The organism is Micromonospora sp. CNZ286 (genome assembly GCF_014207755.1).
On record NZ_JACHIZ010000001.1, the window covers coordinates 5,386,822 to 5,411,728 of the forward strand.

Annotated in this window: 29 protein-coding genes and 1 pseudogene; 11 read left to right on the plus strand and 19 right to left on the minus strand. The window is 74.5% G+C overall.

Features of this window, described 5'->3' with window-relative positions; genetic code table 11:
- Positions 1–99 precede the first annotated feature (99 nt).
- Complete coding sequence (locus FHX31_RS23725; RefSeq protein ID WP_013474299.1) at positions 100–729, plus strand: type II toxin-antitoxin system PemK/MazF family toxin; 630 nt, start codon at positions 100–102, stop codon at positions 727–729.
- Positions 730–767: 38 nt separating this feature from the next.
- On the opposite strand, the gene FHX31_RS23730 is transcribed toward FHX31_RS23725, so the two are convergent.
- The 7 genes from FHX31_RS23730 to FHX31_RS23760 form a co-directional block, all read right to left on the minus strand.
- Entirely contained in the window at positions 768–1,835 is a 1,068-nt protein-coding gene (locus FHX31_RS23730; protein ID WP_184977206.1) for an ADP-ribosylglycohydrolase family protein, read from the minus strand.
- Between the two features lie 26 nt (positions 1,836–1,861).
- Positions 1,862–2,230 (minus strand): VOC family protein, encoded by a 369-nt coding sequence (locus FHX31_RS23735; protein ID WP_030270144.1) that lies wholly within the window; start codon positions 2,228–2,230, stop codon positions 1,862–1,864.
- A gap of 37 nt (positions 2,231–2,267) precedes the next feature.
- Positions 2,268–3,272 (minus strand): methionine synthase, encoded by a 1,005-nt coding sequence (locus tag FHX31_RS23740; RefSeq protein ID WP_047893160.1) that lies wholly within the window; start codon positions 3,270–3,272, stop codon positions 2,268–2,270.
- Between the two features lie 30 nt (positions 3,273–3,302).
- Entirely contained in the window at positions 3,303–4,379 is a 1,077-nt protein-coding gene (gene mnmA / locus FHX31_RS23745; protein WP_013284461.1) for a tRNA 2-thiouridine(34) synthase MnmA, read from the minus strand.
- Between the two features lie 37 nt (positions 4,380–4,416).
- A complete protein-coding gene (locus FHX31_RS23750; protein WP_071096453.1) occupies positions 4,417–5,592 on the minus strand; it encodes a cysteine desulfurase family protein in 1,176 nt (391 codons plus the stop codon).
- A 108-nt stretch (positions 5,593–5,700) separates the two neighbouring features.
- On the minus strand, positions 5,701–6,372 hold the full coding sequence (locus tag FHX31_RS23755) for a class F sortase (RefSeq protein ID WP_013284459.1): 672 nt from the start codon (positions 6,370–6,372) through the stop codon (positions 5,701–5,703).
- Entirely contained in the window at positions 6,369–7,202 is an 834-nt protein-coding gene (locus FHX31_RS23760; protein ID WP_013474295.1) for a DUF4397 domain-containing protein, read from the minus strand. Before FHX31_RS23760 ends, FHX31_RS23755 begins: the two co-directional genes overlap by 4 nt.
- A gap of 239 nt (positions 7,203–7,441) precedes the next feature.
- Between FHX31_RS23760 and FHX31_RS23765 the strand changes: the two genes are divergently transcribed.
- Both FHX31_RS23765 and FHX31_RS23770 read left to right on the plus strand, forming a co-directional pair.
- The gene (locus tag FHX31_RS23765; RefSeq protein ID WP_013284457.1) at positions 7,442–8,047 is read left to right on the plus strand and encodes an RNA polymerase sigma factor; all 606 of its coding nucleotides are present in this window, start codon (positions 7,442–7,444) and stop codon (positions 8,045–8,047) included.
- Complete coding sequence (locus FHX31_RS23770) at positions 8,001–8,768, plus strand: anti-sigma factor domain-containing protein (RefSeq protein ID WP_013474294.1); 768 nt, start codon at positions 8,001–8,003, stop codon at positions 8,766–8,768. The genes FHX31_RS23765 and FHX31_RS23770 overlap by 47 nt, the downstream gene beginning before the upstream one ends.
- Positions 8,769–8,865: 97 nt before the next feature.
- On the opposite strand, the gene FHX31_RS23775 is transcribed toward FHX31_RS23770, so the two are convergent.
- The 4 genes from FHX31_RS23775 to FHX31_RS23790 form a co-directional block, all read right to left on the minus strand.
- Positions 8,866–9,825 carry an electron transfer flavoprotein subunit alpha/FixB family protein gene (locus FHX31_RS23775; protein WP_123111013.1) on the minus strand — a complete coding sequence of 320 codons (960 nt, stop codon included), beginning with the start codon at positions 9,823–9,825 and terminating at the stop codon, positions 8,866–8,868.
- A gap of 12 nt (positions 9,826–9,837) precedes the next feature.
- On the minus strand, positions 9,838–10,617 hold the full coding sequence (locus tag FHX31_RS23780; RefSeq protein WP_013284454.1) for an electron transfer flavoprotein subunit beta/FixA family protein: 780 nt from the start codon (positions 10,615–10,617) through the stop codon (positions 9,838–9,840).
- A gap of 176 nt (positions 10,618–10,793) precedes the next feature.
- On the minus strand, positions 10,794–11,198 hold the full coding sequence (locus FHX31_RS23785; RefSeq protein ID WP_091331941.1) for a hypothetical protein: 405 nt from the start codon (positions 11,196–11,198) through the stop codon (positions 10,794–10,796).
- A gap of 2 nt (positions 11,199–11,200) precedes the next feature.
- On the minus strand, positions 11,201–11,998 hold the full coding sequence (locus tag FHX31_RS23790; protein ID WP_013284452.1) for a GNAT family N-acetyltransferase: 798 nt from the start codon (positions 11,996–11,998) through the stop codon (positions 11,201–11,203).
- Positions 11,999–12,039: 41 nt separating this feature from the next.
- Here FHX31_RS23790 and FHX31_RS23795 point away from each other — a divergent pair, with 41 nt between their 5' ends.
- The 3 genes from FHX31_RS23795 to FHX31_RS23805 are packed head-to-tail and all read left to right on the plus strand — an operon-like array spanning position 12,040 to position 13,147.
- Positions 12,040–12,426: a YidH family protein gene (locus tag FHX31_RS23795; RefSeq protein ID WP_013284451.1), complete on the plus strand. Its 387-nt coding sequence runs from the start codon at positions 12,040–12,042 to the stop codon at positions 12,424–12,426.
- The gene (locus FHX31_RS23800) at positions 12,423–12,722 is read left to right on the plus strand and encodes a DUF202 domain-containing protein (protein ID WP_013284450.1); all 300 of its coding nucleotides are present in this window, start codon (positions 12,423–12,425) and stop codon (positions 12,720–12,722) included. Before FHX31_RS23795 ends, FHX31_RS23800 begins: the two co-directional genes overlap by 4 nt.
- 26 nt (positions 12,723–12,748) lie before the next feature.
- Positions 12,749–13,147 (plus strand): PLD nuclease N-terminal domain-containing protein, encoded by a 399-nt coding sequence (locus FHX31_RS23805; protein ID WP_013284449.1) that lies wholly within the window; start codon positions 12,749–12,751, stop codon positions 13,145–13,147.
- A 55-nt stretch (positions 13,148–13,202) separates the two neighbouring features.
- Here the strand turns inward: FHX31_RS23805 and FHX31_RS23810 are convergent, their stop codons facing one another.
- Together FHX31_RS23810 and FHX31_RS23815 are read right to left on the minus strand one after the other, a co-directional pair.
- Entirely contained in the window at positions 13,203–14,825 is a 1,623-nt protein-coding gene (locus FHX31_RS23810; protein WP_184977207.1) for an acetolactate synthase, read from the minus strand.
- 70 nt (positions 14,826–14,895) lie between these two features.
- The gene (locus tag FHX31_RS23815) at positions 14,896–15,669 is read right to left on the minus strand and encodes an enoyl-CoA hydratase/isomerase family protein (RefSeq protein WP_013284447.1); all 774 of its coding nucleotides are present in this window, start codon (positions 15,667–15,669) and stop codon (positions 14,896–14,898) included.
- A gap of 131 nt (positions 15,670–15,800) precedes the next feature.
- Here FHX31_RS23815 and FHX31_RS23820 point away from each other — a divergent pair, with 131 nt between their 5' ends.
- A complete protein-coding gene (locus tag FHX31_RS23820) occupies positions 15,801–16,394 on the plus strand; it encodes a DUF6232 family protein (protein WP_123111010.1) in 594 nt (197 codons plus the stop codon).
- Here FHX31_RS23820 and FHX31_RS23825 read toward each other — a convergent pair.
- Positions 16,340–16,771: a nuclear transport factor 2 family protein gene (locus FHX31_RS23825; protein WP_184977208.1), complete on the minus strand. Its 432-nt coding sequence runs from the start codon at positions 16,769–16,771 to the stop codon at positions 16,340–16,342. The two genes, FHX31_RS23820 and FHX31_RS23825, sit on opposite strands and share 55 nt — an antisense overlap.
- Before the next feature lie 58 nt (positions 16,772–16,829).
- On the opposite strand from FHX31_RS23825, the gene FHX31_RS23830 reads away from it, so the two are divergent.
- A complete protein-coding gene (locus tag FHX31_RS23830; protein ID WP_123111008.1) occupies positions 16,830–17,312 on the plus strand; it encodes a DUF6232 family protein in 483 nt (160 codons plus the stop codon).
- Between the two features lie 9 nt (positions 17,313–17,321).
- Here the strand turns inward: FHX31_RS23830 and FHX31_RS32810 are convergent, their stop codons facing one another.
- Together FHX31_RS32810 and FHX31_RS32815 are read right to left on the minus strand one after the other, a co-directional pair.
- Positions 17,322–18,095 (minus strand): hypothetical protein, encoded by a 774-nt coding sequence (locus FHX31_RS32810; protein WP_486481697.1) that lies wholly within the window; start codon positions 18,093–18,095, stop codon positions 17,322–17,324.
- Positions 18,096–18,348: 253 nt separating this feature from the next.
- Positions 18,349–18,801, minus strand: a pseudogene (locus tag FHX31_RS32815) (alpha/beta hydrolase); the annotation flags it as partial.
- Between the two features lie 94 nt (positions 18,802–18,895).
- On the opposite strand from FHX31_RS32815, the gene FHX31_RS23840 reads away from it, so the two are divergent.
- Positions 18,896–19,660, plus strand: coding sequence for a hypothetical protein (locus FHX31_RS23840; RefSeq protein WP_013284442.1), 765 nt, complete (start codon positions 18,896–18,898; stop codon positions 19,658–19,660).
- A 45-nt stretch (positions 19,661–19,705) separates the two neighbouring features.
- On the opposite strand, the gene FHX31_RS23845 is transcribed toward FHX31_RS23840, so the two are convergent.
- On the minus strand, positions 19,706–20,602 hold the full coding sequence (locus tag FHX31_RS23845; protein ID WP_047893915.1) for a ribokinase: 897 nt from the start codon (positions 20,600–20,602) through the stop codon (positions 19,706–19,708).
- A 16-nt stretch (positions 20,603–20,618) separates the two neighbouring features.
- Positions 20,619–21,458, minus strand: a complete 840-nt coding sequence (locus FHX31_RS23850) for an ABC transporter ATP-binding protein (RefSeq protein ID WP_184977209.1) — start codon at positions 21,456–21,458, stop codon at positions 20,619–20,621.
- 132 nt (positions 21,459–21,590) lie between these two features.
- Between FHX31_RS23850 and FHX31_RS23855 the strand changes: the two genes are divergently transcribed.
- On the plus strand, positions 21,591–22,595 hold the full coding sequence (locus FHX31_RS23855) for an ABC transporter ATP-binding protein (protein ID WP_013474285.1): 1,005 nt from the start codon (positions 21,591–21,593) through the stop codon (positions 22,593–22,595).
- Positions 22,592–23,602 (plus strand): ABC transporter permease subunit, encoded by a 1,011-nt coding sequence (locus FHX31_RS23860; protein WP_013474284.1) that lies wholly within the window; start codon positions 22,592–22,594, stop codon positions 23,600–23,602. Before FHX31_RS23855 ends, FHX31_RS23860 begins: the two co-directional genes overlap by 4 nt.
- Positions 23,603–23,687: 85 nt before the next feature.
- Here the strand turns inward: FHX31_RS23860 and FHX31_RS23865 are convergent, their stop codons facing one another.
- Positions 23,688–24,893 carry an ROK family transcriptional regulator gene (locus FHX31_RS23865; protein WP_013284437.1) on the minus strand — a complete coding sequence of 402 codons (1,206 nt, stop codon included), beginning with the start codon at positions 24,891–24,893 and terminating at the stop codon, positions 23,688–23,690.
- Positions 24,894–24,907 lie beyond the last annotated feature (14 nt).

The window sequence follows — 24,907 nt, forward strand, 5'->3', positions numbered from 1 at the left end:
GCGAACGGACGCCTACCGCGCCACCCGGGCGGGTGGGGCCGGGCCGTGCGACGATCGGTCGGCGGTAGTGGGCCACAACGGTCGGAAGGCGGACGACGGATGCGCGACGGGGTGATCTGGGCGCTGGTGATCGCGGCCTGCGTCGCAGCCGGCTGGCTGTGGAACGACTGGCGCCGCCGGGCGGCCGAACGCGCCGGGACGCGCGACCGGGCCGACGGGAAGCGCGACCGGGCCGACGGACGGCGGCCGGGCACCGGGCGGGGCAGCCGCACCGGCGGACCGGACGGCGAACGCCGCGGCACGGAGCGGACCGGCGGTGGACGCCGCGGTGACCGGGCCGGCACCGGGCCACGGGGTGGCCGCACCGCGACGCCGCCGAGGCCGCGGGGCGCCGGACGGACGAGCCGGGACGAGCCCCGGCCCGGGGAGATCTGGTGGGCCGACGTGCCCTACGCCGACGGGACCGGTTCGAAGGTGCGTCCCTGTCTGGTGCTGCGCGTCGACGGCCGGGACGCCGAGGTCCTGAAGATCACCAGCCAGGACAAGTCGGACCGGGACGACCACCTGCCGATCCCGACCCGGGACTGGGATCCGGACGCCGACCACGACAGCTACCTCGACGTCAGCGAGCCGATCCCGGTGCCGCTGGACGCGTTCGCCGACCGGGCCGGCACCTGCGACCCGGACCTGTGGCGGGGCGTCCGCCGGCTGAGCCACCTCACCGGCTGAGCGAGCCGCCTCGCCCCGGCCTCACCCGGAAGGCGGGGTCACGCCGCCGGTCCCCGGCCGTCACGCGGTGAGCCGGCGCCGGACGCCTCCCCGTCGAACGCGTCGGCGAGCGCGGTGAGCTGGCCGGCGTACTCGATCCGCCCCGCCCACCCGGCGGGCCAGGCGGCCGTGCCGTACGCGGCCCCGACGAACGCGCCGGCCAGCGCGGCGATGGAGTCCGAGTCACCGGCGGTGGTGGCGCCCCGGGCCAGCGCGCCGACCGGGTCGTCGGTGTGGCGCAGCGCGCAGAGCAGCGCGGTGGCCAGCGCCTCCTCGGCGATCCACCCCTCACCGGTGAACCGGCACGGGTCGCCGCCGTCGTCCGGGCGGGCCAGCGCCGCCTCCAGCCGGCCGAGCACGCGCAGGCAGTCGTCCCAGCCCCGGGCGACGAACTCGGCCGCGCTGCTCTCGCCGGGCCGCTGCCACAGGTCACCGAGCCAGTCTTCCCGGTAGACGGTGCGCTGCTCCCGGGCCCGCTCGGTGAGCAGGCCGGGCAGCTCCGGCAGCGCCGCGCCGTCGCGCAGCAGCCGGACCGCGTACGCGGTCAGCTCGCTCGCCGCCAGCCCGGTCGGGTGACCGTGGGTCAGGCCGGCCTGGAGCTGGGCCAGCCCGGCCATCGTGTCCAGGTCGACGTCGAGCAGCCCGACCGGGGTGACGCGCATGTTCGCGCCGCAGCCCTTGGAGCCGGCGACTGTGGCCTCCTGCCAGCGGGTGCCCCGGGCCAGCTCGGCGCAGGCCCGCAGGCAGGTCATGCCCGGGGCGCGGTTGTTCTCCGGGCTGACCGACCAGTCGACGAAGCGCTGCCGCAGCAGCGGCTCCACCACCTCGGCCGTGTACGCGGGCGCGTCGTGCAGCGCCCACGCCACGGCCAGCGCCATCTGCGTGTCGTCGGTGACCAGGGCCGGGTCGCCGGTCAGCTCGCGCGGACCGCCCGGACCGTAGCGCCGGACGATCTCGGTGACGGTGAGGAACTCGGTCGGCTTGCCCAGGGCGTCGCCGTAGGCCAGGCCGAACAGCGAACCGGCGGCGCGGCCGGTGGCGGTGGAGGCGGTCACGGTGGCGATCATGCCCCCGCCGCGCAAGTGGCGGAAGATCAGTCCCAGCAGAGGCAGAACGGGTGGCCGACCGGGTCGGCGTAGACCCGGAAGCCCTCCCCCTCACCGGGGAGCCGCCGTGCGCCGAGCGCCAGCACCGCCTTCTCGGCCGCCTCGATGTCGTCGACGCTCACGTCGAGGTGGAACTGCTGCGGCCGGGCCGGGTCGGGCCAGTCGGGGGTGCGCAGGCCCGGCGCCCGCTGCAAGGCCACCCGCGGCTGGTGCCCGGGTGGGCCGCCGAGCACCACCCACTCGTCGCCGTCGGAGTTCTCCTCCACCACGGGCAGGCCGAGCAGCTCGGAGTAGAAGGCGGCGAGCGCGCGCGGATCGGGGCAGTCGATCACTGTGGAACGCAGTCGTCCAATCATGCCGGTCATCGTGCCCGGCGGGTACGACGGAAAAACGTCAGTCCTCGGCGAGCCGCCGGCCCGCGTCGCGGCAGGCGGTGAGCACCGCGCGGGCGTACCCCGGGGTGGCGCCGGCCAGGCCGCACGCGGGGGTGACCACCACCTGCTCGGCCAGCCGGCGGCGGGGGAAGCCGAGCTGGTCCCAGACCCGCCGGACCCGGTCGGCGACCTCGGCCGACGTCGGCGCCCGGCCGGACGGCGGCGGCAGCGTCGGCGCGGCGCCGGCCAGCAGCCCGAGCCCGGCGTCGATCGCCTCGCCGAGCGGGTCGAGGTCGGTGACGAGCGACAGGTCGAGCGCGACGCCCACCGCACCGGCGGACCGGATCAGCTCCAGCGGCGCGTCCGGCGCGCAGCAGTGCACGAGCGCCGGAACACCGGCCGCCTCGATCACGTCGTGCAGCAGCGCCCGCGCCACCTCGGTCTCCACCGGACGGTGGGTGCCGAATCCGCTCTCGGTGGGCACCCGGCCGGCCAGCACCGCCGGCAGGGACGGCTCGTCGAGCTGGAGCAGCACCGAGGCACGGGGCAGCCGCCGGGTCACCGCCTCGACGTGCCCGCGCAGCCCTTCGCCGAGCGAGCCGGCGAGGTCGCGTACCGCGCCCGGGTCGCGCAGCATCCGGCCGCCGATCGGCAGCTCCAGCACGGCGGCGAGGGTGAACGGGCCGGCGGCCTGGACCTTGACCGGTCCGGCGTACTCCTCGGCCTGCTCGGCGAGCTGGTCGAGGTCGCGTTCCATCAGGTCGCGGGCACGGCGCAGGTCCCGGCCGGGGCGCGGGGCGATCCGCCAGCGGGCCGCGTACAGCTCGACCGGCAGTTCGACGAGCAGGCCGGCGGTGCGGCCGACGATGTCCGCGCCCGGCCCCCGGGCGGGCAGCTCGGGCAGGTGCGGCAGTGCGGGCAGCTCGCCGAGCACGATCCGCTGCGCCTCGGCGATGTCGGTGCCGGGCAGCGACCCGATGCCGGTCGCCGCGCCGGTGGGCCAGGGCCACGCCTGCTCAGTCACGGCCGCAGCCTATCCGCTGCCCGTCGCCGGTCAGGCGGCGGTGATGGTGGCGGAGCCGAGGACCACGTCACCGGCCGGGTCCGGCCGGTAGGCCACTATCGCCTGGCCGGCTGCCACACCCCGGACCGGGCGGCGCAGCGACGCGCGCAGGCCGTCGGCGTCGACCTCGACGGCGGCCGGCACCACGTCGCCGTGCGCCCGGAGCTGCACCTCGCACTCGACCGGCCCGTCCGGGCGCGGCCCGCCGGTCCACACCGGGCGGGTGGCGCGTACGTCGGAGACCTCCAGCGCCTCGGCCGGGCCGACCGTCACCGTGTTCGTGGTCGGGGTGATGGACAGCACGTAGCGGGGCCGACCGTCCGGCGCCGGGCGGTCCAGGTGCAGGCCGCGCCGCTGTCCGACGGTGTACTGGTAGGCGCCGCTGTGGCTGCCCACCACCGCGCCGGTGAGCGCGTCCACCACCTGGCCCGGCGCCTCGCCGAGCCGCTCGGCGAGGAAGCCGCGGGTGTCGCCGTCGGCGATGAAGCAGATGTCGTGCGAGTCCGGCTTGTCGGCCACGGCGAGGCCGCGCCGGGCGGCCTCCGCGCGCACCTCGGCCTTCGTCGAGTCGCCGAGCGGGAAGATCGACCGGTCGAGCTGCGCGCGGGTCAGCACCGCCAGCACGTACGACTGGTCCTTGGCCGCGTCCACGCTGCGCCGCAGCAGGCCGTCCGCGCCGAGCCGGGCGTGGTGGCCGGTCACCACCGCGTCGAAGCCCAGGGCCACGGCCCGGTCCAGCACCGCCGCGAACTTGATCTTCTCGTTGCAACGCAGGCAGGGATTCGGGGTACGCCCCGCGGCGTACTCGGCCACGAAGTCGTCCACCACGTCGTCGTGGAACCGGTCGGCCATGTCCCACACGTAGAACGGGATGCCGAGCACGTCGGCGGCGCGCCGGGCGTCCCGGGAGTCCTCCAGCGTGCAGCAGCCCCGGGCGCCGGTGCGGTACGTCTGCGGGTTACGGGCCAGGGCCAGGTGCACGCCCGTCACGTCGTGCCCGGCCTCCACCGCCCGTGCCGCCGCGACGGCGGAGTCCACCCCGCCCGACATCGCCGCCAGAACCCTCACCGGCCCACTCCCCTCGTCCTCACCGAGCGTATCCGGGTCAGCGGGGAGTACGGAGGGCGGCCGCGCGGCGGGCCCGCTCCACCGCTGCGGGCAGCGCGGCGATCAGCGCGTCCACGTCCGCGCCGGTGCTCGTGTGGCCGAGCGTGAAGCGCAGCGAGGACCGGGCCCGGTCGTCGTCGGCGCCCATCGCCAGCAGCACGTGCGAGGGCTGGGCCACCCCGGCGGAGCAGGCCGACCCGGTCGAGCAGGCGATGCCCTGGGCGTCCAGGAGCAGCAGCAGCGCGTCTCCCTCGCAGCCGGGGAAGGAGAAGTGCGCGTTGCCCGGGAGCCGGTCGGCCGGGTCGCCGTTGAAGATCACCTCGGGGACGGCCTGCCGGACCCGCTCGACCAGCTCGTCGCGGAGCGCGGCGACGCGGGCGGCGTACTCCTGCTGGCCCTTGACCGCGGCCTCGACGGCGACCGCGAACGCGACGATGCCGGCGGTGTCCAGCGTCCCGGAGCGTACGTCGCGCTCCTGGCCGCCGCCGTGCAGCAGCGGGGTGGCCGCCACGTCGCGGGCCAGCAGCAGCGCGCCCACACCGGCCGGGCCGCCGAGCTTGTGCCCGGTAACGGTGAGCGCCGACACGCCGCTGGCGGCGAAGTCGACGGGTACCTGCCCGACCGCCTGGATGGCGTCGGTGTGGAACGGCACCCCGTGTTCGGCGGCGACGGCGGCCAGCTCGGCCACCGGCTGGACGGTGCCCACCTCGTTGTTGGCCCACATGGCGGTGACCACCGCGACACGCTCGCCGTGCTCGGCCAGCTCGGCGCGCAGTCGCTCCGGATCGAGCCGTCCGGCCGCGTCGACCGGCAGCCAGCCGGCCTGCGCGCCCTCGTGCTCGACCAGCCAGTCCACCGCGTCGAGGACGGCGTGGTGCTCGACCGCGCTGGAGACCACCCGGACCCGGTCGGCCCGGGCGGCGCGACGAGCCCAGAAGACGCCCTTCACGGCGAGGTTGTCGCTCTCCGTGCCGCCGCCGGTGAAGATCACCTCGGAGGGGCGGGCGCCGAGCGCGGCGGCCACCCGCTCGCGGGACTCCTCCACCCGCCGCCGGGCCCGGCGGCCCGCCGCGTGCAGCGACGAGGCGTTGCCGACCTCGCGGGCGGCAGCGACGTACGCCTCGAGTGCCTCGTCCAGCATCGGGGTCGTCGCCGCGTGATCAAGGTATGCCATCACGGTTCAGCCTAACGGCCTGCGTACCAGGCACCGGGGGCCGGACCGCCCCGTCCCACCCGGGGCGGTCCGGCCCGCTCTCGCGCGCTCACGCGGGAACGGCCGTGATCACGCGGGAACGGCAGTGATCACGATGTTGTCCCGGTAGCTGCGGGTCTTCGAGTCGAACGGCCCGCCGCAGGTGATCAGCGTGAGGCGGGGTTCACCGTCGCGCGCGAAGTACCGCTCCAGCGGGATCTTCGACTTCCGGTACTCCTCCCGGGCCACCACCCGGTAGGAGCGCTCGCGGCCGTCCGAGCCGGTGGCGGTGAGCTCGTCCCCCTGGCCCAGCTCACGCAGCCGGAAGAACGCACCCTTGCCCTGCTCGGCGCTGTCCACGTGCCCGGCGATCACCACCGAGCCGGCGCCGGCCTCCAGGCCCGGGCCGTAGCGGTACCAGCCGACCTGGTCCACGCTGGGCGGCACCTCGAACTCGTCGGTGCGCTCGTTGACGCCCACCGGGTTGACGGTGGCGGTGACCCGGATCGGCGGGATGCTCAGCTTCACCGGCGGCACGATCTCGCTGTCGGCCGGCAGCGTCCCCGGGTTCACCGGTACCGAACCGCCGCCGGTTGCCGTCGCCGCCGGTGTGGGCGTGGGTGTGGCGCCGGCCAGGGCGGTCACCTCGTCGCCGCCGACGTCCTCGGCGGGCTCGGATCCGCACGCCACCACGCCCGCCAGGGTGAGCGCGGCGGCGCCGGCGGCCATCGCCGCCAGCGCCCCGCGGTTGCGCACCGTCACCGGCGACCGGCCCGGGCGGTTGCCGCCACCCGCGCCCCGCCGCCGACCAGGAGCAGCACGCCGGCCCCGGCCAGCACGTACCACCAGGTGTCCACGCCGGTGCCGGCCTGGCCGCCGGTGCCGCTGGGCACGCCGCCCGGCGCCGAGTGCAGGCCGTTGATGGTCTGGGCGACCACGCTCAGGTTCTTCGCCTCGGCCGAGCCGATCGCGTAGACGATGGTGGCGGTGCCCTCCTTCAGGTTCAGGTCGGCCGGGCCGATGGCGACGGTGTCGGTGCCGGCGAGCACCACGTCCGCCTCGACCGAGCCGGCGGCCACGTCCGCCTTCGCCTCCTTCGGGTTGGTCAGGCCCTCGAAGACCGGCTTGCCGCCGGCCCGCACGTCGACGGCCGGGGCGGCGGCGGTGTGCCGGACGATCAGCCGGGCCTTGCCGGCGCCCACCTTGGACACGTCGTTGACGAACGGGGTGATCTGCGGCTCGCCGGCGGCGCTCAGGTGGGCGGCGAGGCTGATGTTCGCCCCGCCCGGCACCGCCGCGTCGTCCACCTTCAGGATCGCCTTGTCGATCGCCTCACCCGGCTTGGTCAGGGCGATGTCGTACTCCCCCTCGGGCAGGGTGAGCGGGCCGGCGACGTCGCCGGGCTTGAAGTTGTTCAGCGTCTTCTCGCCGTTGACGTACACGTCGACCGGGGTGTCCGGGATGCCGTGGACCACGGAGACCTTCGACGAGGCGGCGTAGGCCGGGCTCATGGTGGCGGCGCCGACGCCGGCGAAGGTGAGGGCGGCCACTGCGCCGCCCGCGGCGACCCGACGGAACATCGCGTACTGCATTGTCTGCCTCCTGGTGGTTGGTGCTGATTCGTCAGGCCTGGCTTGCAGAACGGGTTACGCCGGCTCCGTCGCCCCCGGATGCGCCCGGATCCGATTTCTTTTTCCGTCTCCGGGCGCATCCGCCGGACCCTCCGGCGACGAAGGAGAGGTGACGAGGGTCGTGACCGACACACCGGGAGAGTGGGGCGAAGGCTGTGGGAGTTACAGTCGGGCATGCCCCACGGAAGGCGAGCCGCCCGGTGACGGCGGCGAGGCAGGGCCCCGAACCGCCGGGCGAGGACGACCTCGCCACCCGGTTCCGCGACGGCGACGAGGCGGCCCTGCGAGAGGCGTACGACAGGTACGGGCGAGCGGTGCTGCACCTGGCCACCACGACGCTCGTGAACCGCAGCGACGCCGAGGACGTGACCCAGGCGACGTTCGTCGCCGCCTGGCTCGGCCGGGAGACGTTCGACCCGGCGAAAGGCTCACTGGTCGGCTGGCTGCTCGGAATCGGGCGGCGCAAGGTGGTCGACCGGATCCGGGCCTCGGCCCGGGAGACCCGGGTGGTCGAGACGGTGAAGCAACTGCCGGAGCCGGTCTCCACCGGCCCCGACCCGGACACCGTGGTCGACCGCCTGGTGGTCGCCGACGAGCTGGCCCGGCTCCCGGACGAGCAGCGCCGGATGCTGGAGCTGGCGTTCTACGACGACCTGACACACCAGCAGATCGCGGCGGTGACCGGAGTGCCGCTCGGCACCGTCAAGAGTCACATCAGACGCGGCATGCAGAGCCTGAAACGCAGATGGGAGGTGGACGGTGCAGCACCTGGACCACGACCGGCTGGTCTTTCTGGCGCTCGGTGAGAGCGAGGCGGCTGACGGCGAGGCCACCCATCTGGACACCTGCGACCACTGCCGGGGCGAGGTGGAGACGCTCCAGCACGTCGCCGGGCTCGGCGCGGGCACCCAGGGCCTGGCCGAGCTGCCCGACCCGCCGGAGCACATCTGGCAGGGCATCATGGCCGAGGTCCGGGCCGCCGAGCAGCTGCCGGCGCTGACCGACAGGCGCCTGCCGCGCCCGGCCGACCCGGTGGAGCCGGCCGCCGTACCCGTCGTGGCACGTCGTCCGCGGCGGAGCCGGCGCTGGCCGGGTTGGGCGACCACGGCGGTCACCGCCACAGCCGCCGCGGTGATCGGCGTGGCCGGAACCGCCGCGGTGCTCGGCGGTGGCGAGGAGACCGATCCCCGGCCGCCGGTGCTGGCCAGCGCGCCGCTCGCCGCGTTCGGTTCGACGCCGAAGGACGCCTCCGGCGACGCCCGGGTGCTCGGCGACCACCGATTGCATCTGCACGTGGCGAATCTCCCGACCGTTCCGGGGTACTACGAGGTCTGGCTGATCGATCCGAACACGATGGATATGTTCTCCGTGGGTACGCTGAGCAACGGATCAGGGGACGCGCTCCTGCCGATCCCCCCGAACGTCGACCTGCGTACCTACACCGTGGTCGACGTCAGCGCGGAGCAGTACGACAACAAGCCCGGCCACTCCGGCGACAGCCTGCTGAGGGGCACCCTGACGGGCTGATCGGCGGGCCGGCTCAGCTCCCCGGCCCGCCGATCAGCTCCCTACGAGAAAGGCCGCCGCCCGGTGCACCGGGCGGCGGCCTTCTTTCACGCGACGCTCACTTGCGCTTGCGGATCTCCTCGGCGGCCTGCGGGACGACCTTGAACAGGTCGCCGACCACGCCGTAGTCGGCCAGCTCGAAGATCGGCGCCTCGGCGTCCTTGTTCACCGCGACGATGGTCTTCGAGGTCTGCATGCCGGCCCGGTGCTGGATCGCACCGGAGATGCCCAGCGCGACGTAGAGCTGCGGGGAGACGGTCTTGCCGGTCTGGCCCACCTGGAACTGGTGCGGGTAGTAGCCGGAGTCGACTGCCGCGCGGGACGCGCCGACCGCGCCGCCGAGCAGGTCGGCCATCTCCTCGACCAGCTTGAAGTTGTCGGCGTTGCCGACACCGCGACCGCCGGAGACGACCACCGACGCCTCGGTCAGCTCGGGGCGGGAGCCCTTCTGCTCGGCGACCCGCTCGACGACCTTGGCGAGCTTGTCCGCGTCGGTGACCGACACGGTGAGCTGCTCGACCGCCGGGGTGGCAGCGGCCGGGGCCGGGTTGAGCGAGTTCGGCCGGACGGTGACCAGCGGCAGGCCCTTGGTGACCTTGGACTTGACGATGGTGGAGCCGGCGAACGCGACCTGGGTGGCGGTGCCGTCGGCGGCCAGGCCGACCACGTCGGTCAGGATGCCGTTGTCCAGCTTGACCGCGAGGCGGGCGGCGATCTCCTTGCCCTCCTGCGACGAGGCGAGCAGCACGGCGGCCGGTTGGACGCGCTTGACCAGCTCGGCGACCACCGTGGCCTTGGGGGCCACCAGGTAGCCGTCGATCTCCTCGCCCTCGGCGGCGTAGATCTTCTCCGCGCCGTACTCGCCGAGCTTGGCGCTCAGCGCCTCGGCGGCGCCGGTGCCACCGAGGACGACGGCGCTCGGGGTGCCCAGCTCGCGGGCGAGGGTGAGCATCTCCAGGGTGACCTTCTTGACGCCGAATTCCTTCGTGGCTTCGACGACGACGAGAACCTCAGACATGTCAGTGACCTCTCACACGAACTTCTCGGTGGCGAGGAACTCGACCAGCTTCACGCCGCCCTCGCCCTCGTCGGTGATCTTCTCGCCGCCGGAGCGCGGCGGGCGCTTGGAGTGCTCCACCACGGCGCTGGTGGCGCCGTCGAAGCCCACCTCGGCCGGGGCCACGCCCAGGTCGCCCAGGGAGAGCGTCTGCACCGGCTTCTTCTTGGCCGCCATGATGCCCTTGAAGGACGGGTAGCGCGGCTCGTTGATGGTGTCCCAGACGGAGACGACGGCCGGGGTCGAGGCGGTGACCACCTCGTAGCCCTCCTCGGTCTGCCGCTCGACGGTCAGGTTCGACCCGTCGACGGTGAGCTTGCGCGCGCCGGTCAGGGCAGCCACGCCCAGCCGCTCGGCGATCATGTGCGGCATGACCTGGACCCGGCCGTCGGTCGACTCGGCGCCGCAGATGACCAGGTCGGCGTTGAGCTGCCCGAGGGCGGCGGCGAGCACCTTCGAGGTGGCCACCGCGCAGGAGCCGTGCAGGGCGTCGTCCACCACGTGAACGGCCTTGTCCGGGCCCATGGAGAGCGCCTTGCGGATCGACTCGGTCGCCCGGTCCGGACCCATGGTCAGGATGGTGACCTCGCCGCCGTGCGCCTCCTTGATCTTCAACGCCTCTTCGATGGCGTACTCGTCCATCTCGTTGATGACGTTGTTCGCCGAACCGCGGTCGACGGTGTTGTCGTCAGAACGCAGGTTGCGGTCCGCGCCCGAATCGGGCACCTGCTTGACGAGTACGACGATGTTCATCGCGCTTCGACGACCCTCCTGTTTGGTGTAGCGATCACTCGCCCGGTCACGGGCGCAGCCTCCCGCGTGACGCAACGTGGGTCAACCGCGGGCTGCTGTGCACTTCCCCACGGAGCAATGTTACCCGCAAGTAGCATGGCCACCCCGGCGGCCCGGAGTGACGCAACTCACCACCGTCACACCGGCTCGGCCAGCGCCTGCCGGATCTTCTCGATCGCCGCCGCCTCGGCCGGCTCGATCCCCCGGTGCGCCTGGGCCACCCGCTCCGCCGCGGCCAGCACCACCGACCGGTACGTCTCGACGTCGCCCGGCGACTTGGCGCGCAGGATCTCCACCGACCGGCCCAGCGCGGGCAGCACCACCGACTCGACCTCCAGGACCGAGTCCCGGGGGAGCTGCGGCAGCGGCCCGGTGGTCAGCGCCTCCTTGACCACGCCCCCCACCTCGGCGAGCGCGCCGGAGGCGGCGAAACTCTCCCGCACCATGGCCAGCACCCCGGGTACGGCGTTGGAGACCAGGAAGACGGCACCGAACGCACCGGTCTTCAGGGTGAGCCGCTCGTCCGCCGTCAACCGTTCCATGATCACGGAGTGTAGACGTACGGCGTGGAGGTGGTGACCGCAACGAGCCCGAGCCGCTCCAGGATGGGGCGGCTGTCCGGCGAGCAGTCCACCTGGAGCAGCGTCTTGCCGCGCTGCTGCGCCAGCCGCGCCCGGTGGGCCACGAGCGCCCGGTAGACGCCCTTCCTGCGCCACTGCGGCAGCGTCGAGCCGCCCCAGAGGCTGGCGAAGCCGGTGCCCCGCTGGTAACGGATCCAGCCGGCGCTGATCACGGTCTCGCCCGCCTCCGCCACCACGATCGTGATCGACTGCGGATCGGCCTCGATCTCCCGGACCAGCCCGTACACCAGGTGGCTGCGGTCGGAGTGCCAGACCTCCTCCTCCATCGCGGCGATCCGCTCCAGGTCCGCCCGGCTGGTGACCTCGCGCAGGCGTACCCCCTCGGGGAGCACCGGGACGGCGGCGGCGAGCGGCGCGACCGGGCCGACCACGACTGTCTCCTGGTCCTCCGGCACGAATCCGGCGGCGCGCAGCCGGTCGCCCAGGTCGGCCGGCTCGTCGTGACCGGCGAGCTTCCACTCGACCGGCTCGCCCCGGTCCCGGAAGACCTCGACCTGCCGGGCGATGAGCGCGTCCAGCTCGGCGCCGGCCAGACCGTCGAGCGTCCGGTACGTCAGGAAGCCTCGGTGGTCGAGCCCGAGCACGCGGAACAGCGGGCCGTCGCGCTCGACCGTCACCCCGGCCGGCAGCGGGTCCGGCAGCTCCGGTCGGATCTGGCTGTCGTAGGCGTCGCGCAGCTCGCGCGCGTCAAGATCGGTCATCCCCCCAGGCTAGGCGCGGGGCAAAGCGGATAATCGGCAGCGTGTGGGAGTCGATCAAGAGCTGGTTCGACCCGCGTGAGCTGCGTTCGGTCGGCACCCCGCCGGACTACCGCTTCTCGCTGGCGAACGAACGGACGTTCCTGGCCTGGCTGCGAACAGGTCTCGCGCTGGTGGCGGGCGGGCTGGCCGCCGCGCAGTTCCTGCCGCCGCTGCGCCTGGCCCACCTGCGCGAGACGCTCGCGGTCGCGCTGCTGCTGCTCGGCGCCACCGTCTCGATCCGGGCGGTCGACCACTGGGCGCGCACCGAACGCGCCATGCGGCTGAACGAGGAGTTGCCCGCGTCCCGCTTCCCGGCCGTCCTCGCGCTCGTCGTCGCGGTCGGCGCGCTGCTGCTGGTGGCCGCCGTGCTGGTGGGCGGCGCGCGGTGACCCGTGACCCCGGCCTGCAACCCGAGCGCACCCGGCTGGCGTGGCGGCGGACGCTGCTCACGCTCACCGCGGTGCTGCTGCTCCAGCTCCGGCCGGCGTTCGGCGGCCGGGCCGCGGACGCGGCGCCGGCCGGGCTCGCGGTGGTGGTCTGGCTCGCCGTGCTCGTGGTGACGTGGCACCGGGCCACCGGCACCGGACCGCGCCGGTTCGACAGATGGTCGGTGCCGCTGACCGCGCTCGGCGCGGCCGGACTTGCGGTGCTCGGCGTGGCGCACGTGCTCGGCGGGGTGCGCTGACGAGCGGCGGTGAGCCATCATGAGTCATGGCCCGCCTCTACGTGCTGCTCTTCCTGGTCCAGATCGTCCTCGCCGTGTGCGCGCTGATCAGCTGCCTCTCCGCCGACGAGGAGAAGGTCAAGGCGCTGCCCCGGATGATCTGGGTGCTGATCATTCTCTTCTTCCCGCTGGTCGGCTCGATCGCCTGGTTCCTCGTGGGCCGCGAGCGCCCGGCCGGGACCGCCGGCGTCACCGGCACGGCCCGTCCCGCCGCCCCGGCCCGCCGCCCGCTCGCACCGGACGACGACCCGGAGTTCCTCGCCTCGCTGGACGAGCGGTCCCGCCGCGAGGACCAGGAACGGCTACGGCTGTGGGAGGAGGACCTGCGCCGCCGCGAGGAGGAGCTGCGCGGCCGCCCGGACGACAGGGACCGCCCCGAGGTCTGACACGCGCAGCGGGCCGCCCGCCGGTCACCCGGTGGACGGCCCGCACGCGCCGTGGTCAGGCCAGGTTCGACGAACGGGGGTACGCGTCCGCGGGGTCGGTCAGCACGTTCACCAGGTACGGCACGCCCGAGTCGAACGCGCGCCCCAGCGCGGGCCCGAGGTCGGCGGCCTTCTCCACCGTCTCGCCCGCGCCGCCGAGCGCCTCGACCACCTTGTCGTAGCGCAGGCCGGGCTGGAGGTCGGCGGCCACGTCGTAGCCGTACATCGCCCGCATCGGGTGCTTCTCCAGCCCCCAGATGCCGTTGTTGCCGACCACGATCACCACCGGCAGCTTCTGCCGGACCAGCGACTCCACGTCCATCAGCGAGAAGCCGGCCGCGCCGTCGCCCATCAGCACGCAGATCTGCCGGTCCGGGTGGCTGACCCGGGCGCCCATCGCGTAGCCCATGCCGGTGCCGAGGCACCCGTACGGGCCGGGGTCGAGCCAGGTGCCGGGCTGGGCCGGCTCCAGATAGCGGCCGGCGTACGACACGAAGTCGCCGCCGTCGCCGATGGTGATGGCATCAGGCGCGAGCGCCTTGCGCAGCTCGCCGTAGATCCGGGCCGGGCGGATCGGGTCGCTCTCGGCGGCCATCTCCTCCGCGTCGCGGGCCTTCGCCGCGTCCTCGGCGGTCCGCAGCTCGGCGATCCAGTCGGCGTGGTCGGCCCGGTCACCGGCGTGGTCGGCGAACGCGCCGAGGATCAGCCGCAGGTCACCGGCCGGCGCGGCGGCCGGCTGCACGTGCCCGGCCCGCTGGCTGGGCGCGTCCACCACGTGCACCACCTGGGCGTCGCCGAAGTCGCCGAAGGAGAGCCGGAAGTCCAGCGGGGTGCCGATCACCACGACCACGTCGGCGCCCTTGAGCGCGACCCGGCGGGCCTTGGCGAAGGCGAGCGGATGCTCCGGCGGCAGCGCGCCCCGGCCCATCCCGTTCGTGAACACCGGCACCCGAAGCGACTCGGCGGCGGCGCGCAGCGCCTCGACGGCGTCGCCCGCGTACACGTCGGAGCCGGCGATGACGACCGGCCGCGACGCGCCGGCGATCAGGCGGGCCGCCTTCGCCACCTCGTCCGGGTCCGGCTCGATCGGCGCCGGCGGCGTGACCGCCGGCAGGTCGGCGTCACCGACCGAGAAGACCGCCTCCAGCGGGAAGTCCAGGAACACCGGGCCGCGGTGCGGGGTGAGCGCGGTGGTCAGCGCCGCCGACACCGCGCGCGGGATGTCGTCGGCGCTGAACACCGTCTCGGCGTGCTTGGTCACCGGCGCGACGAGCGGCAGGTGGTCCATCTCCTGGAGGCTGCCCGAGCCCCAGCGGAACTGCGGCGCCCGCCCACCGAGCACCAGCACCGGTGAGGCGTTGAAGAACGCGCTGGTCAGGCCGGAGATCCCGTTGGTGACGCCGGGGCCGGCGGTGAGCACGGCCAGGCCGGGGCGGCGCTGGAGCTTGGCGACCGCCTCGGCGGCGAACACCGCGGATTGCTCGTGCCGCACGTCGTAGAGGGGGAAACCCGCCCTGTGCGCGGCGTCGTAGAGCGGGAAGACGTGCCCGCCGGACAGCGTGAACATCTCCCGTACGCCGTGCGCGCGTAGTGCCGCGAGTGCCAGATCGCCCCCGTGGCCCTCGATCCGCTCCGTCATGCCATTCCCCTTCGTCGACCGACCGGGGTCACGGTACTGGCCGGTATCGCGGATGTGAACAGCTCTCGCGTCAGCGACCGGTGAAGCCCGGCTTGCGCTTCTCCACGAACGCGGCCATGCCCTCGCGCCGGTCGTCGGTGGCGAACAGCGCCGCGAAGAGCTGGCTCTCCCAGGCCAGGCCCGACGTGAGGTCCATGTCCAGACCGCCGTCGACAGCCGCCTTCGCCGCGCGCAGCGCCTGCACCGGCCCGGTCAGGAACGGCTTCACGTACGCCACAGCGGCGTCGTAGACCTCGGCGGCCGGGACCACCCGGTCGGCCAGGCCGATCCGCAGCGCCTCGGCGGCGTCGACCATCCGCCCGGTCATGATCAGGTCCTTGGCGCGGGCCGGGCCGACCAGGCGGGCCAGCCGCTGGGTGCCGCCGGCGCCCGGGATGATGCCCAGCTTGATCTCCGGCTGGCCGAGCTTGGCGTCCTCGGCCACGATCCGCCAGTCACAGGCCAGCGCCAGCTCGCAGCCGCCGCCGAGCGCGTACCCGGTGATCGCGGCGACGACCGGCTTGGGGATGCGGGCGATCGCGCCGAGCGCGCTGGACAGGTCGGCAGCGCGCTCCGCCATGTCCACGTAGGACATGTCGGCCATCTCCTTGATGTCCGCACCGGCCGCGAAGACCTTCTCGCCGCCGTACACGATCACGGCGCGGACCTCGGCGTCGCCGGTGGCCGCCGACGCGGCGGCGCGCAACTCCTCCTGCACCTGGGTGTTGAGCGCGTTCATCGGCGGCCGCTCCAGCCGGATGGTGCCGATGCCGTCCTTCACTTCCAGCCTGACGAACTCGCCCACGCTGCCCTCACTTCCTCGTCGAAGTCGCGTGCCAACCTTACGACTCGCCTCGTTGGGGTAGACAGTGTGGTGTCGGCGACTCCCCAGGTCGCCGCCCGAGTCGCCGCAGCCCCGCCACCGGGAGTGAGGCCATGATCACCTACTACGACGACCGCTCCGTCCAGGTCACCTCCACAGCGGTACGGGTGGACGGGCGCAGCTACCCGCTGGTCGAACTGACCACCGTGTGGCACCGGCGGGGCGACCGCTCCTGGCGGGTGCTCGCCGGGCGCGGCGCGATCGGGGCCGCGCTCGCCGGGCCGCTGGTGGCCGCCGTGCTGGGCATCGCGCTGGCCGTGTGGCTGCAGCGCTCGGCGGCGGTCACCGTCGCCGTCGTCGGCGTCTCGGTGCTGGTCGGCCTCGCCGTCGGCCCGCTCGCGGACTTCCTCTTCGAACACCTGGACCGCTCGTACGCCCGGGGCAGCCGGGAGATGGAGATGTGGGCCGAATGGCGGGGCCGCCCGGTGCGGCTGCTGCACACCCGCGACGCGATGCGCTTCGGGCAGGTCTACCGGGCGGTGCAGCGCGCCATGGAGAGCCTGCCGTCCGCGCCGGGTCGCCCCGGGCCGGGTCGTACCGCACCCGGTCGTCCCGCGGCCGGTCGTCCCGCGGCCGGTCCTGCCGCCACGGGTCAGAACGTGATCGGCTCGTCCGGCAGCAGGCCGAGCCCGCGCAACAGACCGTAGGTGTCCTGCTCGCCCCAGAACTGCACGATCCGGCCGCCGGCCAGGCGGTACATCTTGCAGGCGCTCTGCACCGTGGTCGCACCTGTCGCGTCCCGCCGGTACGTCTGCGCCAGCGACACCACCACCCGGTCCCCGGCCGCGAAGATCTCCCGGATATCCTGGTTGATCACCGTCAGGCCGGGTGAGGAGACGGCGGCCTCGGGGTAGCGCCGACCGCGTACCGCGGTGCCGGAGCCGTAGATCTCCACGTCCTCGTCGACCACCTCGGCCAGTTCGGCCAGGTCCTTCGTGACGAAGGTACGCAGGTAGCGCCTGACCACCTCGACGTTGCGCGCCTGCTCGTCACCGCCGGTTCCGGCCCCGTTCCGGTCCGTCATGCCGTCATCCTACCGACGCTCGACCGTCCGCTGTCGACACACGCGGTTAGGCTGATTCATGGTCCTCTATTACCGGGACGACGCCGTACAGGTCACCTCGGAGGCGATCCACGCGGGCGGGCAGGTCGTCGCGCTCGCCGACGTCACGTACGTCTGGCACGCACGCGGCGCCACCACGCTCGCCGTCCGGGGACGGGTGCTGGGCCGCGGGGTGCTGGTCCTGCTGCTGTCGCTGCCACCCCTCGTCGCTGTGGTCTGCGTGCTCTCGCTGGCCTGGTCCGCGCAGGACCGGGGCGAGTGGAAACTGGCCCTGATCATCCTGGCCGCGTTCGTGGTGGCGGGGCTGGCGCTCACCCCGTTCCTGGAGGTGCCGCTCGGGTGGCTGGACCGCTCCTACGAGCGCGGCAACCGGGTGCACGAGCTGTGGGTGCAGCACCACGGCCGGGAGACGATGCTGGTCCGCACGCCCGACGCGCTGCGGTTCGGGCAGATCTACCGGGCCGTGCAACGCGCCGTGGAGCAGCAGACCGACAGCAGATAGCGGCGACGGTCAGGCCAGCGGCAGCGTGGTCGCGATCGGCCAGGCGAGCACCACCGCCCCGACCGACGACGCCAGCCACCACGGCGCGGCCCGGCGGCGCAGCACTCCGGCCCAGGCCGCCTGCCAGGCCACCAGCGCCGCGAACAGCGGCACCACCAGCAGCACGAACCCGGGTGCCAGGCCGAGCACCGCGGCGACGGCGAGCACCAGCACGGCGATCCCTCCGGTGGCCGCGTACCGGATGCCGTGGCCGTCCGCGAGCCGTTCGGCGCCGAGCAGGAAGACCAGGCAGCAGAACGTCACCAGGGGCAGCAGCCACCACCGGGCCCCGACCGGCACGGTCGAGGTGAGGCCGAGGTGCAGCGGCAGCGCGACGGCGAGCGCGGCGTACCCGAGGAGCACGACGGCAACGGCAGCGGACCGGACGCCGCCCGCGGTCACCGGTGGCCGGCGGGGTTGCGCGAAGCGCGCTGCGGCGGCCAGCAGCACGCCGGTGAACAGCAGGAACACTGCCACGTCCCCGCCCACGGCGAGCGGCAGCCGGGCGGTCGGCAGCAGTGCGGCGAGCGCGGCGCCCAGCCCGGCCGCCGCCACCGTCGCGGCGAGCCACCGGCCCGCACCCGTACGCGGACCGCCGGTGCCCGCCCCCGCCCGGCGCGATAGCAGCGCCGCCAGCGGCACGAAGCCCAGCGCGAGCCCTGCCAGCAGCAGCCCGGCGCCGCCCGGCCGGGTCAGCGGGGCCGGCGGCGGCCCGCCGGTACGGTCCGGGAGCGCGTCGAGCACCGCGGCGTGGGTACGCGGCGCACAGCACCGACACGTGCTCGGTGCCCGGTGCCACCACCCGCGTGCGGGTGCCCGGTGGCGCGTCCCGCGTCGCCTCGTCGACCGCCTGGCGGAAGCCGGCGAACTCCAGCCCGCCCACCACGAGCGTCAGCCTCCCGGGCCAGCCGGCCGGCACGTCACCGCCGTCGGGCAGCGAGATCGCCACGGTCCGGTCGATCTCCGGATGCGCCACCGCGTACCGGGTGACCGCGCCCGCGCCCATCGAGTGCCCGACCAGGACGATCCGGTCCGGGTCGACGCCGGGACGCCCGCGCAGCCAGGCGACCGCCACGTCCAGGTCGTGCCGCAGCAGCGCCCGGCTGCGTTCCTCGTCCCGGCCCGCGCCTGGTAGCCGGGCGTGGCTGGCGCCGTGGCCGGCGAAGTCGAGCAGCACCGCGATCCCGCCCCGGCGGGCCACCGAGTCGGCGAGCGGCCGCATCAGCCGGGCCGACCCGGCGAAGCCGTGCGCGATCACCACCCCGGGCCGCAGGTCGCCGCTCACGCCGTCCGCCCGGACCTCGGTCAGCGGGACTCCCGCCACGGTCGCCCGCCGGGTGCTCAGACCGGCGTCGGCGCGGGCCAGGAGCAGGGCGCCCAGGACGACGGCGAGCAGCGCGACCACGCCGCAGGCGAGCAGTCGCCGCGACGCCGGGCCGGGGGTGGGCATGCCGGCACCCTACGCCGCGTCGGCGGCCCGGCGTGACCTTCGCCGCCCGGCTGCCGTCGGGCGGCACTGGCAGCGACGCCGCACACTGGATGTCATGGCGATCCCTCTTCCCCGGCCCGGCGCCGTGCTCGGCCTCACCCGTACCGCCCTGGACCAGGCGCTCGGCTCGGCCGCCACGGTGGCCTCGGTACCCGCCCGCGCCTTCGCCGTCCTCGATCAGGTGGAGGCGCTGGTCCGGCGGATCGACGGGGTGGTGGACCGGATCGAGGGCACGCTCGACCGCACCGACCGGGTGCTCACCGACGCCGAGACGGCGGTCCGCGAGGTGGCGGTGATCAGCACCGCCGCCACCGCGGCGATCGACACGGCGACCGAGGTGGCCGCCGCGGCGACGGTGGTGGTCGGCGAGGCGCAGCGGGTCTCCGAGGCGGCGGCCACGGTGGTCGGCCAGGCCGACCGGGTGGCCCGGACGGCGGCCGGTGTGGTGACCGAGGCGGAGACGGTGACCGCGCGGGCGGCGGGCACGCTGGCGACCGCCGAGAAGGCGACGGGCGTCGCGACCGAGCTGCTGACCGCGTACGAGGCGACGCTGCGCCGGGCCGCGCCGATGGCAGCGCGTTTCGTGGAGCAGCTCAGCCCGGAGGAGGTGACCGCCGCGATCCGGCTGGTGGACGAGTTGCCGAAGCTCAAGGACCATCTCACCTCGGACGTGCTGCCGATCCTGGCCACGCTGGACCGGGTCGGCCCGGACCTGCACGACCTGCTGGACGTCACACGCGATCTCAAGCTCGCGGTCGCCGGCATCCCCGGGCTCGGCATGCTGCGCCGCCGCGGCGAGCGCCTCACCGACGAGGTGTAAGGAAGGGCCCCTTCTTAACGCCTCCGGTAGAGGAAGGGCCCCTTCTTAACCGCCGGGGAACAGCTCGTCGATCTCCGCGCGGTGCGGCAGCGCCACCGAGGCACCGAGCTTGCGCACGCACGCCGCACCGGCGGCCGCCGCCCAGCGGACCGCGTCGGCCAGGTCCCGCCCCTCGCCCCAGGCCACCGCGAGCGCGGCGGTGAACGCGTCCCCGGCGGCGGTCGAGTCGACCACGTCCACCGGCACGGCCGGCACGTGCGTCGGCGGGCGGTCCCGGTCGACGTACCAGGCGCCGTCGCCGCCGAGCGTGAGCACCGCCCGGGGCACCAGGTCGAGCAGCGCCGCCGGCTCGTCCCGGCCGCGACCGGTCAGCGCCTGCGCCTCCGGCTCGTTCACCACGAGCAGGTCGGTGGCCGCCAGCAGCTCGGCCGGCACCGACCGGGCCGGCGCGGCGTTGAGCACCACCCGGGTGCCCGCGGACCGGGCCGCCAGCGCCGCCTCGGTCACCGTCTCGACCGGCACCTCCAGCTGCGCGACCAGCACGTCCGCATCGCGTACGGCGGAAAGCTCGCCGGCGGTCAGCGACGTGAACGCGGCGTTCGCCCCGGGGGTGACCAGGATGGCGTTCTCCCCCGCACCGCCGACCATGACCAGCGCGACGCCGGACGGGCCGTAGACCACCCGCAGGTGGCCGGTGTCCACGCCGGCCGCCGTCATCCGGGCCCGCAGCGTCACGCCGAACGAGTCCGAGCCGATCGCGCCCAGGAAGACACAGGACGCGCCGGCGCGTACCGCGGCGACCGCCTGGTTGGCGCCCTTGCCGCCGGGCAGCATGACGAAGTCGTCGCCCAGCACGGTCTCGCCGGGCCGGGGCAGCGCGGCGCCGATGCCGACCAGGTCCATGTTGGCACTGCCGACGACGGCGATCCGGGTCTGCGGCACTGTGTCGTCCCGTCGCTCAGGCGGCGCGGGCGGCCCAGCGGTCGCCGGACCGCGTGACCACCAGCGGAAGGCCGAACGTCTTCGACAGGTTGTCGGCGGTGAGCACGGCGGCGAGCAGGCCCTGCGCCACCACGGCACCCTCGCGCAGCAGCAGCGCGTGGGTGAAGCCCGGCGGGATCTCCTCCACGTGGTGGGTGACCAGCACCATCGCGGGCGCGTCCGGGTCGTACGCCAGCTCGGCCAGCCGGGCCACCAGGTCCTCGCGCCCACCCAGGTCGAGCCCGGCGGCGGGCTCGTCGAGCAGCAGCAGCTCCGGGTCGGTCATCAGCGCGCGGGCGATCTGGACCCGCTTGCGCTCGCCCTCGGACAGCGTGCCGTACGTGCGGTCGGTGAGGTGGCCGACGCCGAGCTGGCGCAGCAGCGCGGCGGCGCGGACCTCGTCGGTGCGGTCGTAGCTCTCCCGCCAGCGGCCGACCACCGACCAGGCGGCGGTCACCACCACGTCGACGACGCGCTCCTCGGCGGGGATCCGCTCGGCGAGCGTCGCTGTGGACAGGCCGATGCGGGTACGCAGCTCGTTGACGTCGGTACGGCCGATGCGCTCGCCGAGCACGTGCGCGACGCCGCTGGTCGGGTGCAGCCGGCCGGCGGCCAGGTTGAGCAGCGTGGTCTTGCCCGCGCCGTTCGGTCCGAGCACCACCCACCGTTCGTCCAGCTCGACCCGCCAGTCGACGTCGTGCACCAGCGCCGTGCCGGAACGCTTGACGCCGACCCCGTCGAGGCTGACCACCAGATCCGCGTCCACGGTCGAGGGGGCGAGGGCGCCCGGGGCGCCGGGGATCAGGTCACCAGTCACCGCTCCATCCAATCACGCACCCGGCCCGGCGCCCCCCACGGGCGGCGCCGCCGCCATAGGGTGGGGCGCCGTGTCGTTGGTCACCGCTTCCGGAAGGACACCCATGCCCGACCGCTGCCGGGAGGCGCGCGGATGAGCGCGGTCATCGAGATCGCCGGCCTCCGCAAGACGTTCCACACGCTGCGCCAGGGGCGCCGGGTCGCCGTCGACGGCTTCGACATGCTGGTCGAGGCGGGCCAGGTGCACGGCTTCCTGGGGCCGAACGGGTCCGGGAAGACCACCACGCTGCGCGCGCTGCTGGGGCTGGTCCGGCCGGACGCCGGGCGGATGCGCGTGCTGGGTGCCGAGTCCCCCGAGCACCTGCCGGACGTGGCCGGGCGGGTCGGCGCGATCGTGGAGAGCCCGCAGTTCTTCGCCAACTTCACCGCGCACCGGACGCTGCGGCTGCTGGCCCTGGCCGGGGGTGTGCCGACCGCCCGGGTGGACGAGGTGCTGGAGCAGGTCGGGCTGCGCGACCGGGGCGACGAGCGGGTCAAGGGCTACTCGCTGGGCATGAAGCAGCGGCTGGCGGTCGCGTCGGCCCTGCTGAAGAACCCGGAGCTGCTGATCCTGGACGAACCGGCGAACGGGCTGGACCCGGCCGGCATCCGGGAGATGCGCGACCTGACCCGGTCGCTGGCCGAGGCCGGGGTGACGGTGCTGCTGTCCAGCCACATCCTCGCCGAAATCCAGTTGATCTGCGACCACGTGACGATCGTGAGCCGGGGGCAGCGGGTCGCGTACGGGCCGGTGGAGGAGGTGCTGGCCGGCTTCGACCAGCACCAGTGGCGGGTCCGGGTGGCCGATCCGGAGCAGGCCGGGCAGGTGCTGGGCCGCGCCGGCCTGTCGGTGGCGGTCGCGCCGGACCACCTGGTGGTGACCGGTGTGCAGGATCCGGAGACGATCAGCCGGACGCTCGGCGAGCAGGGCATGTGGGTACGCGAGCTGGTCCCGCTGCGGCCGGACCTGGAGAGCGTCTTCCTGGAGCTGACCGGCGGCAACGAGCACGTGGCGGTGCCGCGGCAGGTCGACGGCGCGCCGCCGAACGACGGTGTGATCGACCTCGACGTCCGGGAGAGCCGGGAGGTGGACGCGTGAACCTGGTCCGTGCCGAGCTGGAGCGGCTGGCCGCCCGGCGCTTCGTGCAGCTCATGGTGGTGCTGCTGGCTGCCGCCTTCGCGGTGACCGTGGTGACCACGCTCGCCGGTTCGCACCGGCCCGGCCCGGCGGAGCTGAGCCGGGCGCAGGCGCAGGCGGCGGAGAGCGTGCGCCAGATGGAGATGACGTACGACCGCTGCCTGCGGATCCGCGAGGGCACGATCCCGCCGGGCGAGAACGACTACCTGCCGCGCGACTGCGCCCAGATCGACCCGGCCCAGATCGAGGAGTTGCCGACCACGGCCGACTACCTCAGCGGTGTGTTCGTCTTCGCCAAGGAGGCCGAGCCGCTGCTCTACTTCCTGATCGCGTTCCTGACGCTGTTCGGGTTCCTGGTCGGCGCCTCCTACATCGGGGCCGACCTGAACTCGGGCGGGGTGGTCAACCTGCTGCTGTGGCGGCCCCGGCGGCCGACGGTGCTCGCCACGAAGCTCGGCACGCTGCTGGGCGGGCTGCTCGGCCTGTCGGTGCTGGCGTCGGCGGCGTACCTGGGGTCCTTCTGGTTGATCGGCCAGGCGTCCGGACTGGTCGGGCGGACCGGCGGCGACTTCTGGCCGTCGCTCGCAGCGATCTGGGTACGCGGGCTGATGCTGGTGCTGCTCGCCGCGGCGCTCGGGTTCGCCGTCGCCACGCTGGGCCGGCACACGTCGGCGGCGCTCGGCACCGTGGCCGCGTACGTGGTGGTGTGGGAGCTGGGGGCGCGGCTGGTGTTCCAGATCCTGGAGGTCGGCCGGCCGGACCGGTACATGCTGTCCAGCTATCTGGCGGCCTGGCTGTCCGGTGAGGTGCGGCTCTGGGACAACAACGCCTGCGGCCCCGGGATCTCCGGCTACTGCGACGGCTCCTACACGCTCACCTGGACGTCGGGGCTGGTGGTGCTGCTCGGGCTCACCGGCGCGCTGGTGGCCGCCGCGTTCACGGTGTTCCGCCGCCGCGACCTGATCTGACCGGAGCCGCACCTCGGCAACTCCTTGCGAACCCTGACGCCATGATGAAGGATTCCTTCACATGGCGCCAGGGTGCACGACGCGGTCAGCCGACCGTCGAGCCGAACACCTCGTCGCGTACGGCGTCCAGCGCGGTACGCAGCGCGCCCCGCAGGATCGGCTCCTCGGTCAGCCCGGTGGTCACCACCCGGGGCCGGACCAGCGTGATCGCGGCGACCTCGTGCTGCACGCGCTCGGCCAGCGCCGCCCCGCCCGCCTGCCCGACCGCCCCGGCGAGCACCACGAGCGGCGGGTCCAGCACCACGCAGGTGCTCGCCACACCGAGCGCCAGCCGCCGGGCCAGCTCGTCGAGCATCGGACCACCGGCGGTGCCGGCGGCGATGGCCGCGCGTACCACCTCGGCGGCCCGGGCCGCCGCGACGCCCTGCTCCGCCGCCTCCGGGCTGGCGAAACCGTGCTCGGCGGCCACAGCGCGTACCGCGTCGGCGCCGACGAGCTGCTGGAACGCCGGCTTGGCCCGCTTGGACACGTCGCGCGGGATGGGTGCGCCGGGCACCGGCAGGTAGCCGATCTCGCCGGCCGCGCCGCTGCTGCCGTGGTGCAGCCGGCCGCCCAGCATGATGGCCAGGCCGACGCCCGCGTCCACCCAGACCAGCACGAAGTCGGCGGTGCCACGGGCCGCGCCGGACTGCGCCTCGGCCACCGCCGCGAGGTTCACGTCGTTCTCGAACACGACCGGGGTGTCCAGGTCCTCGCGCAGCGCGGCGAGCAGGCCGCTGTGCCAGCGCGGCAGGTTGAACGCGAACGTGATGTCGCCGGTCTGCGGGTCGACCAGGCCGGGGGTGCCGAGCACGACGCGCCGGACGGCGGACAGCTCCGCCCCGGCGCTGCTCGCCGCCTGGACCACGGCGTTGTGCACCACGCCGACCGGGTCGTCGGTGTCCTTCGTGGACTGCTCGACCCGGCCGGCCACCGTACCGGTGATGTCGGCGCAGGCCGCCACCACCCGCTCCGCGCCCACCTCGACGCCCACCACGTACGCGCTGCTCGGCCGGACGGCGTAGAGCTGCGCGTTCGGGCCCCGCCCGCCGGCCTGCTCGCCGACCCGGGCGACCAGGCCGCGCTCCTCCAGCCGCTCGACGAGCTGGGACGCGGTGACCTTGGACAGCCCGGTCAGCTCACCGATCCGGGCCCGGGTCAGCGGACCGCGTTCGAGCAGCAGCTCCAGGGCCGCACGATCGTTGAGCGCCCGCAGGAGTCGGGGGGTGCCGGGCAGCCGGGTCGCACTCATGCCAACGTCCTCAA

Bases quoted from the DNA above. Each gene is read 5' to 3' on its own strand.
- FHX31_RS23725 (WP_013474299.1), top strand. From the start codon at position 100: ATGCGCGACGGGGTGATCTGGGCGCTGGTGATCGCGGCCTGCGTCGCA.
- FHX31_RS23730 (WP_184977206.1), bottom strand. From the start codon at position 1,835: ATGATCGCCACCGTGACCGCCTCCACCGCCACCGGCCGCGCCGCCGGT.
- FHX31_RS23735 (WP_030270144.1), bottom strand. From the start codon at position 2,230: ATGATTGGACGACTGCGTTCCACAGTGATCGACTGCCCCGATCCGCGC.
- FHX31_RS23750 (WP_071096453.1), bottom strand. From the start codon at position 5,592: ATGGCATACCTTGATCACGCGGCGACGACCCCGATGCTGGACGAGGCA.
- FHX31_RS23760 (WP_013474295.1), bottom strand. From the start codon at position 7,202: ATGCAGTACGCGATGTTCCGTCGGGTCGCCGCGGGCGGCGCAGTGGCC.
- FHX31_RS23775 (WP_123111013.1), bottom strand. From the start codon at position 9,825: ATGTCTGAGGTTCTCGTCGTCGTCGAAGCCACGAAGGAATTCGGCGTC.
- FHX31_RS23780 (WP_013284454.1), bottom strand. From the start codon at position 10,617: ATGAACATCGTCGTACTCGTCAAGCAGGTGCCCGATTCGGGCGCGGAC.
- FHX31_RS23785 (WP_091331941.1), bottom strand. From the start codon at position 11,198: ATGGAACGGTTGACGGCGGACGAGCGGCTCACCCTGAAGACCGGTGCG.
- FHX31_RS23790 (WP_013284452.1), bottom strand. From the start codon at position 11,998: ATGACCGATCTTGACGCGCGCGAGCTGCGCGACGCCTACGACAGCCAG.
- FHX31_RS23805 (WP_013284449.1), top strand. From the start codon at position 12,749: ATGGCCCGCCTCTACGTGCTGCTCTTCCTGGTCCAGATCGTCCTCGCC.
- FHX31_RS23810 (WP_184977207.1), bottom strand. From the start codon at position 14,825: ATGACGGAGCGGATCGAGGGCCACGGGGGCGATCTGGCACTCGCGGCA.
- FHX31_RS23820 (WP_123111010.1), top strand. From the start codon at position 15,801: ATGATCACCTACTACGACGACCGCTCCGTCCAGGTCACCTCCACAGCG.
- FHX31_RS23825 (WP_184977208.1), bottom strand. From the start codon at position 16,771: ATGACGGACCGGAACGGGGCCGGAACCGGCGGTGACGAGCAGGCGCGC.
- FHX31_RS23830 (WP_123111008.1), top strand. From the start codon at position 16,830: ATGGTCCTCTATTACCGGGACGACGCCGTACAGGTCACCTCGGAGGCG.
- FHX31_RS23840 (WP_013284442.1), top strand. From the start codon at position 18,896: ATGGCGATCCCTCTTCCCCGGCCCGGCGCCGTGCTCGGCCTCACCCGT.
- FHX31_RS23855 (WP_013474285.1), top strand. From the start codon at position 21,591: ATGAGCGCGGTCATCGAGATCGCCGGCCTCCGCAAGACGTTCCACACG.
- FHX31_RS23865 (WP_013284437.1), bottom strand. From the start codon at position 24,893: ATGAGTGCGACCCGGCTGCCCGGCACCCCCCGACTCCTGCGGGCGCTC.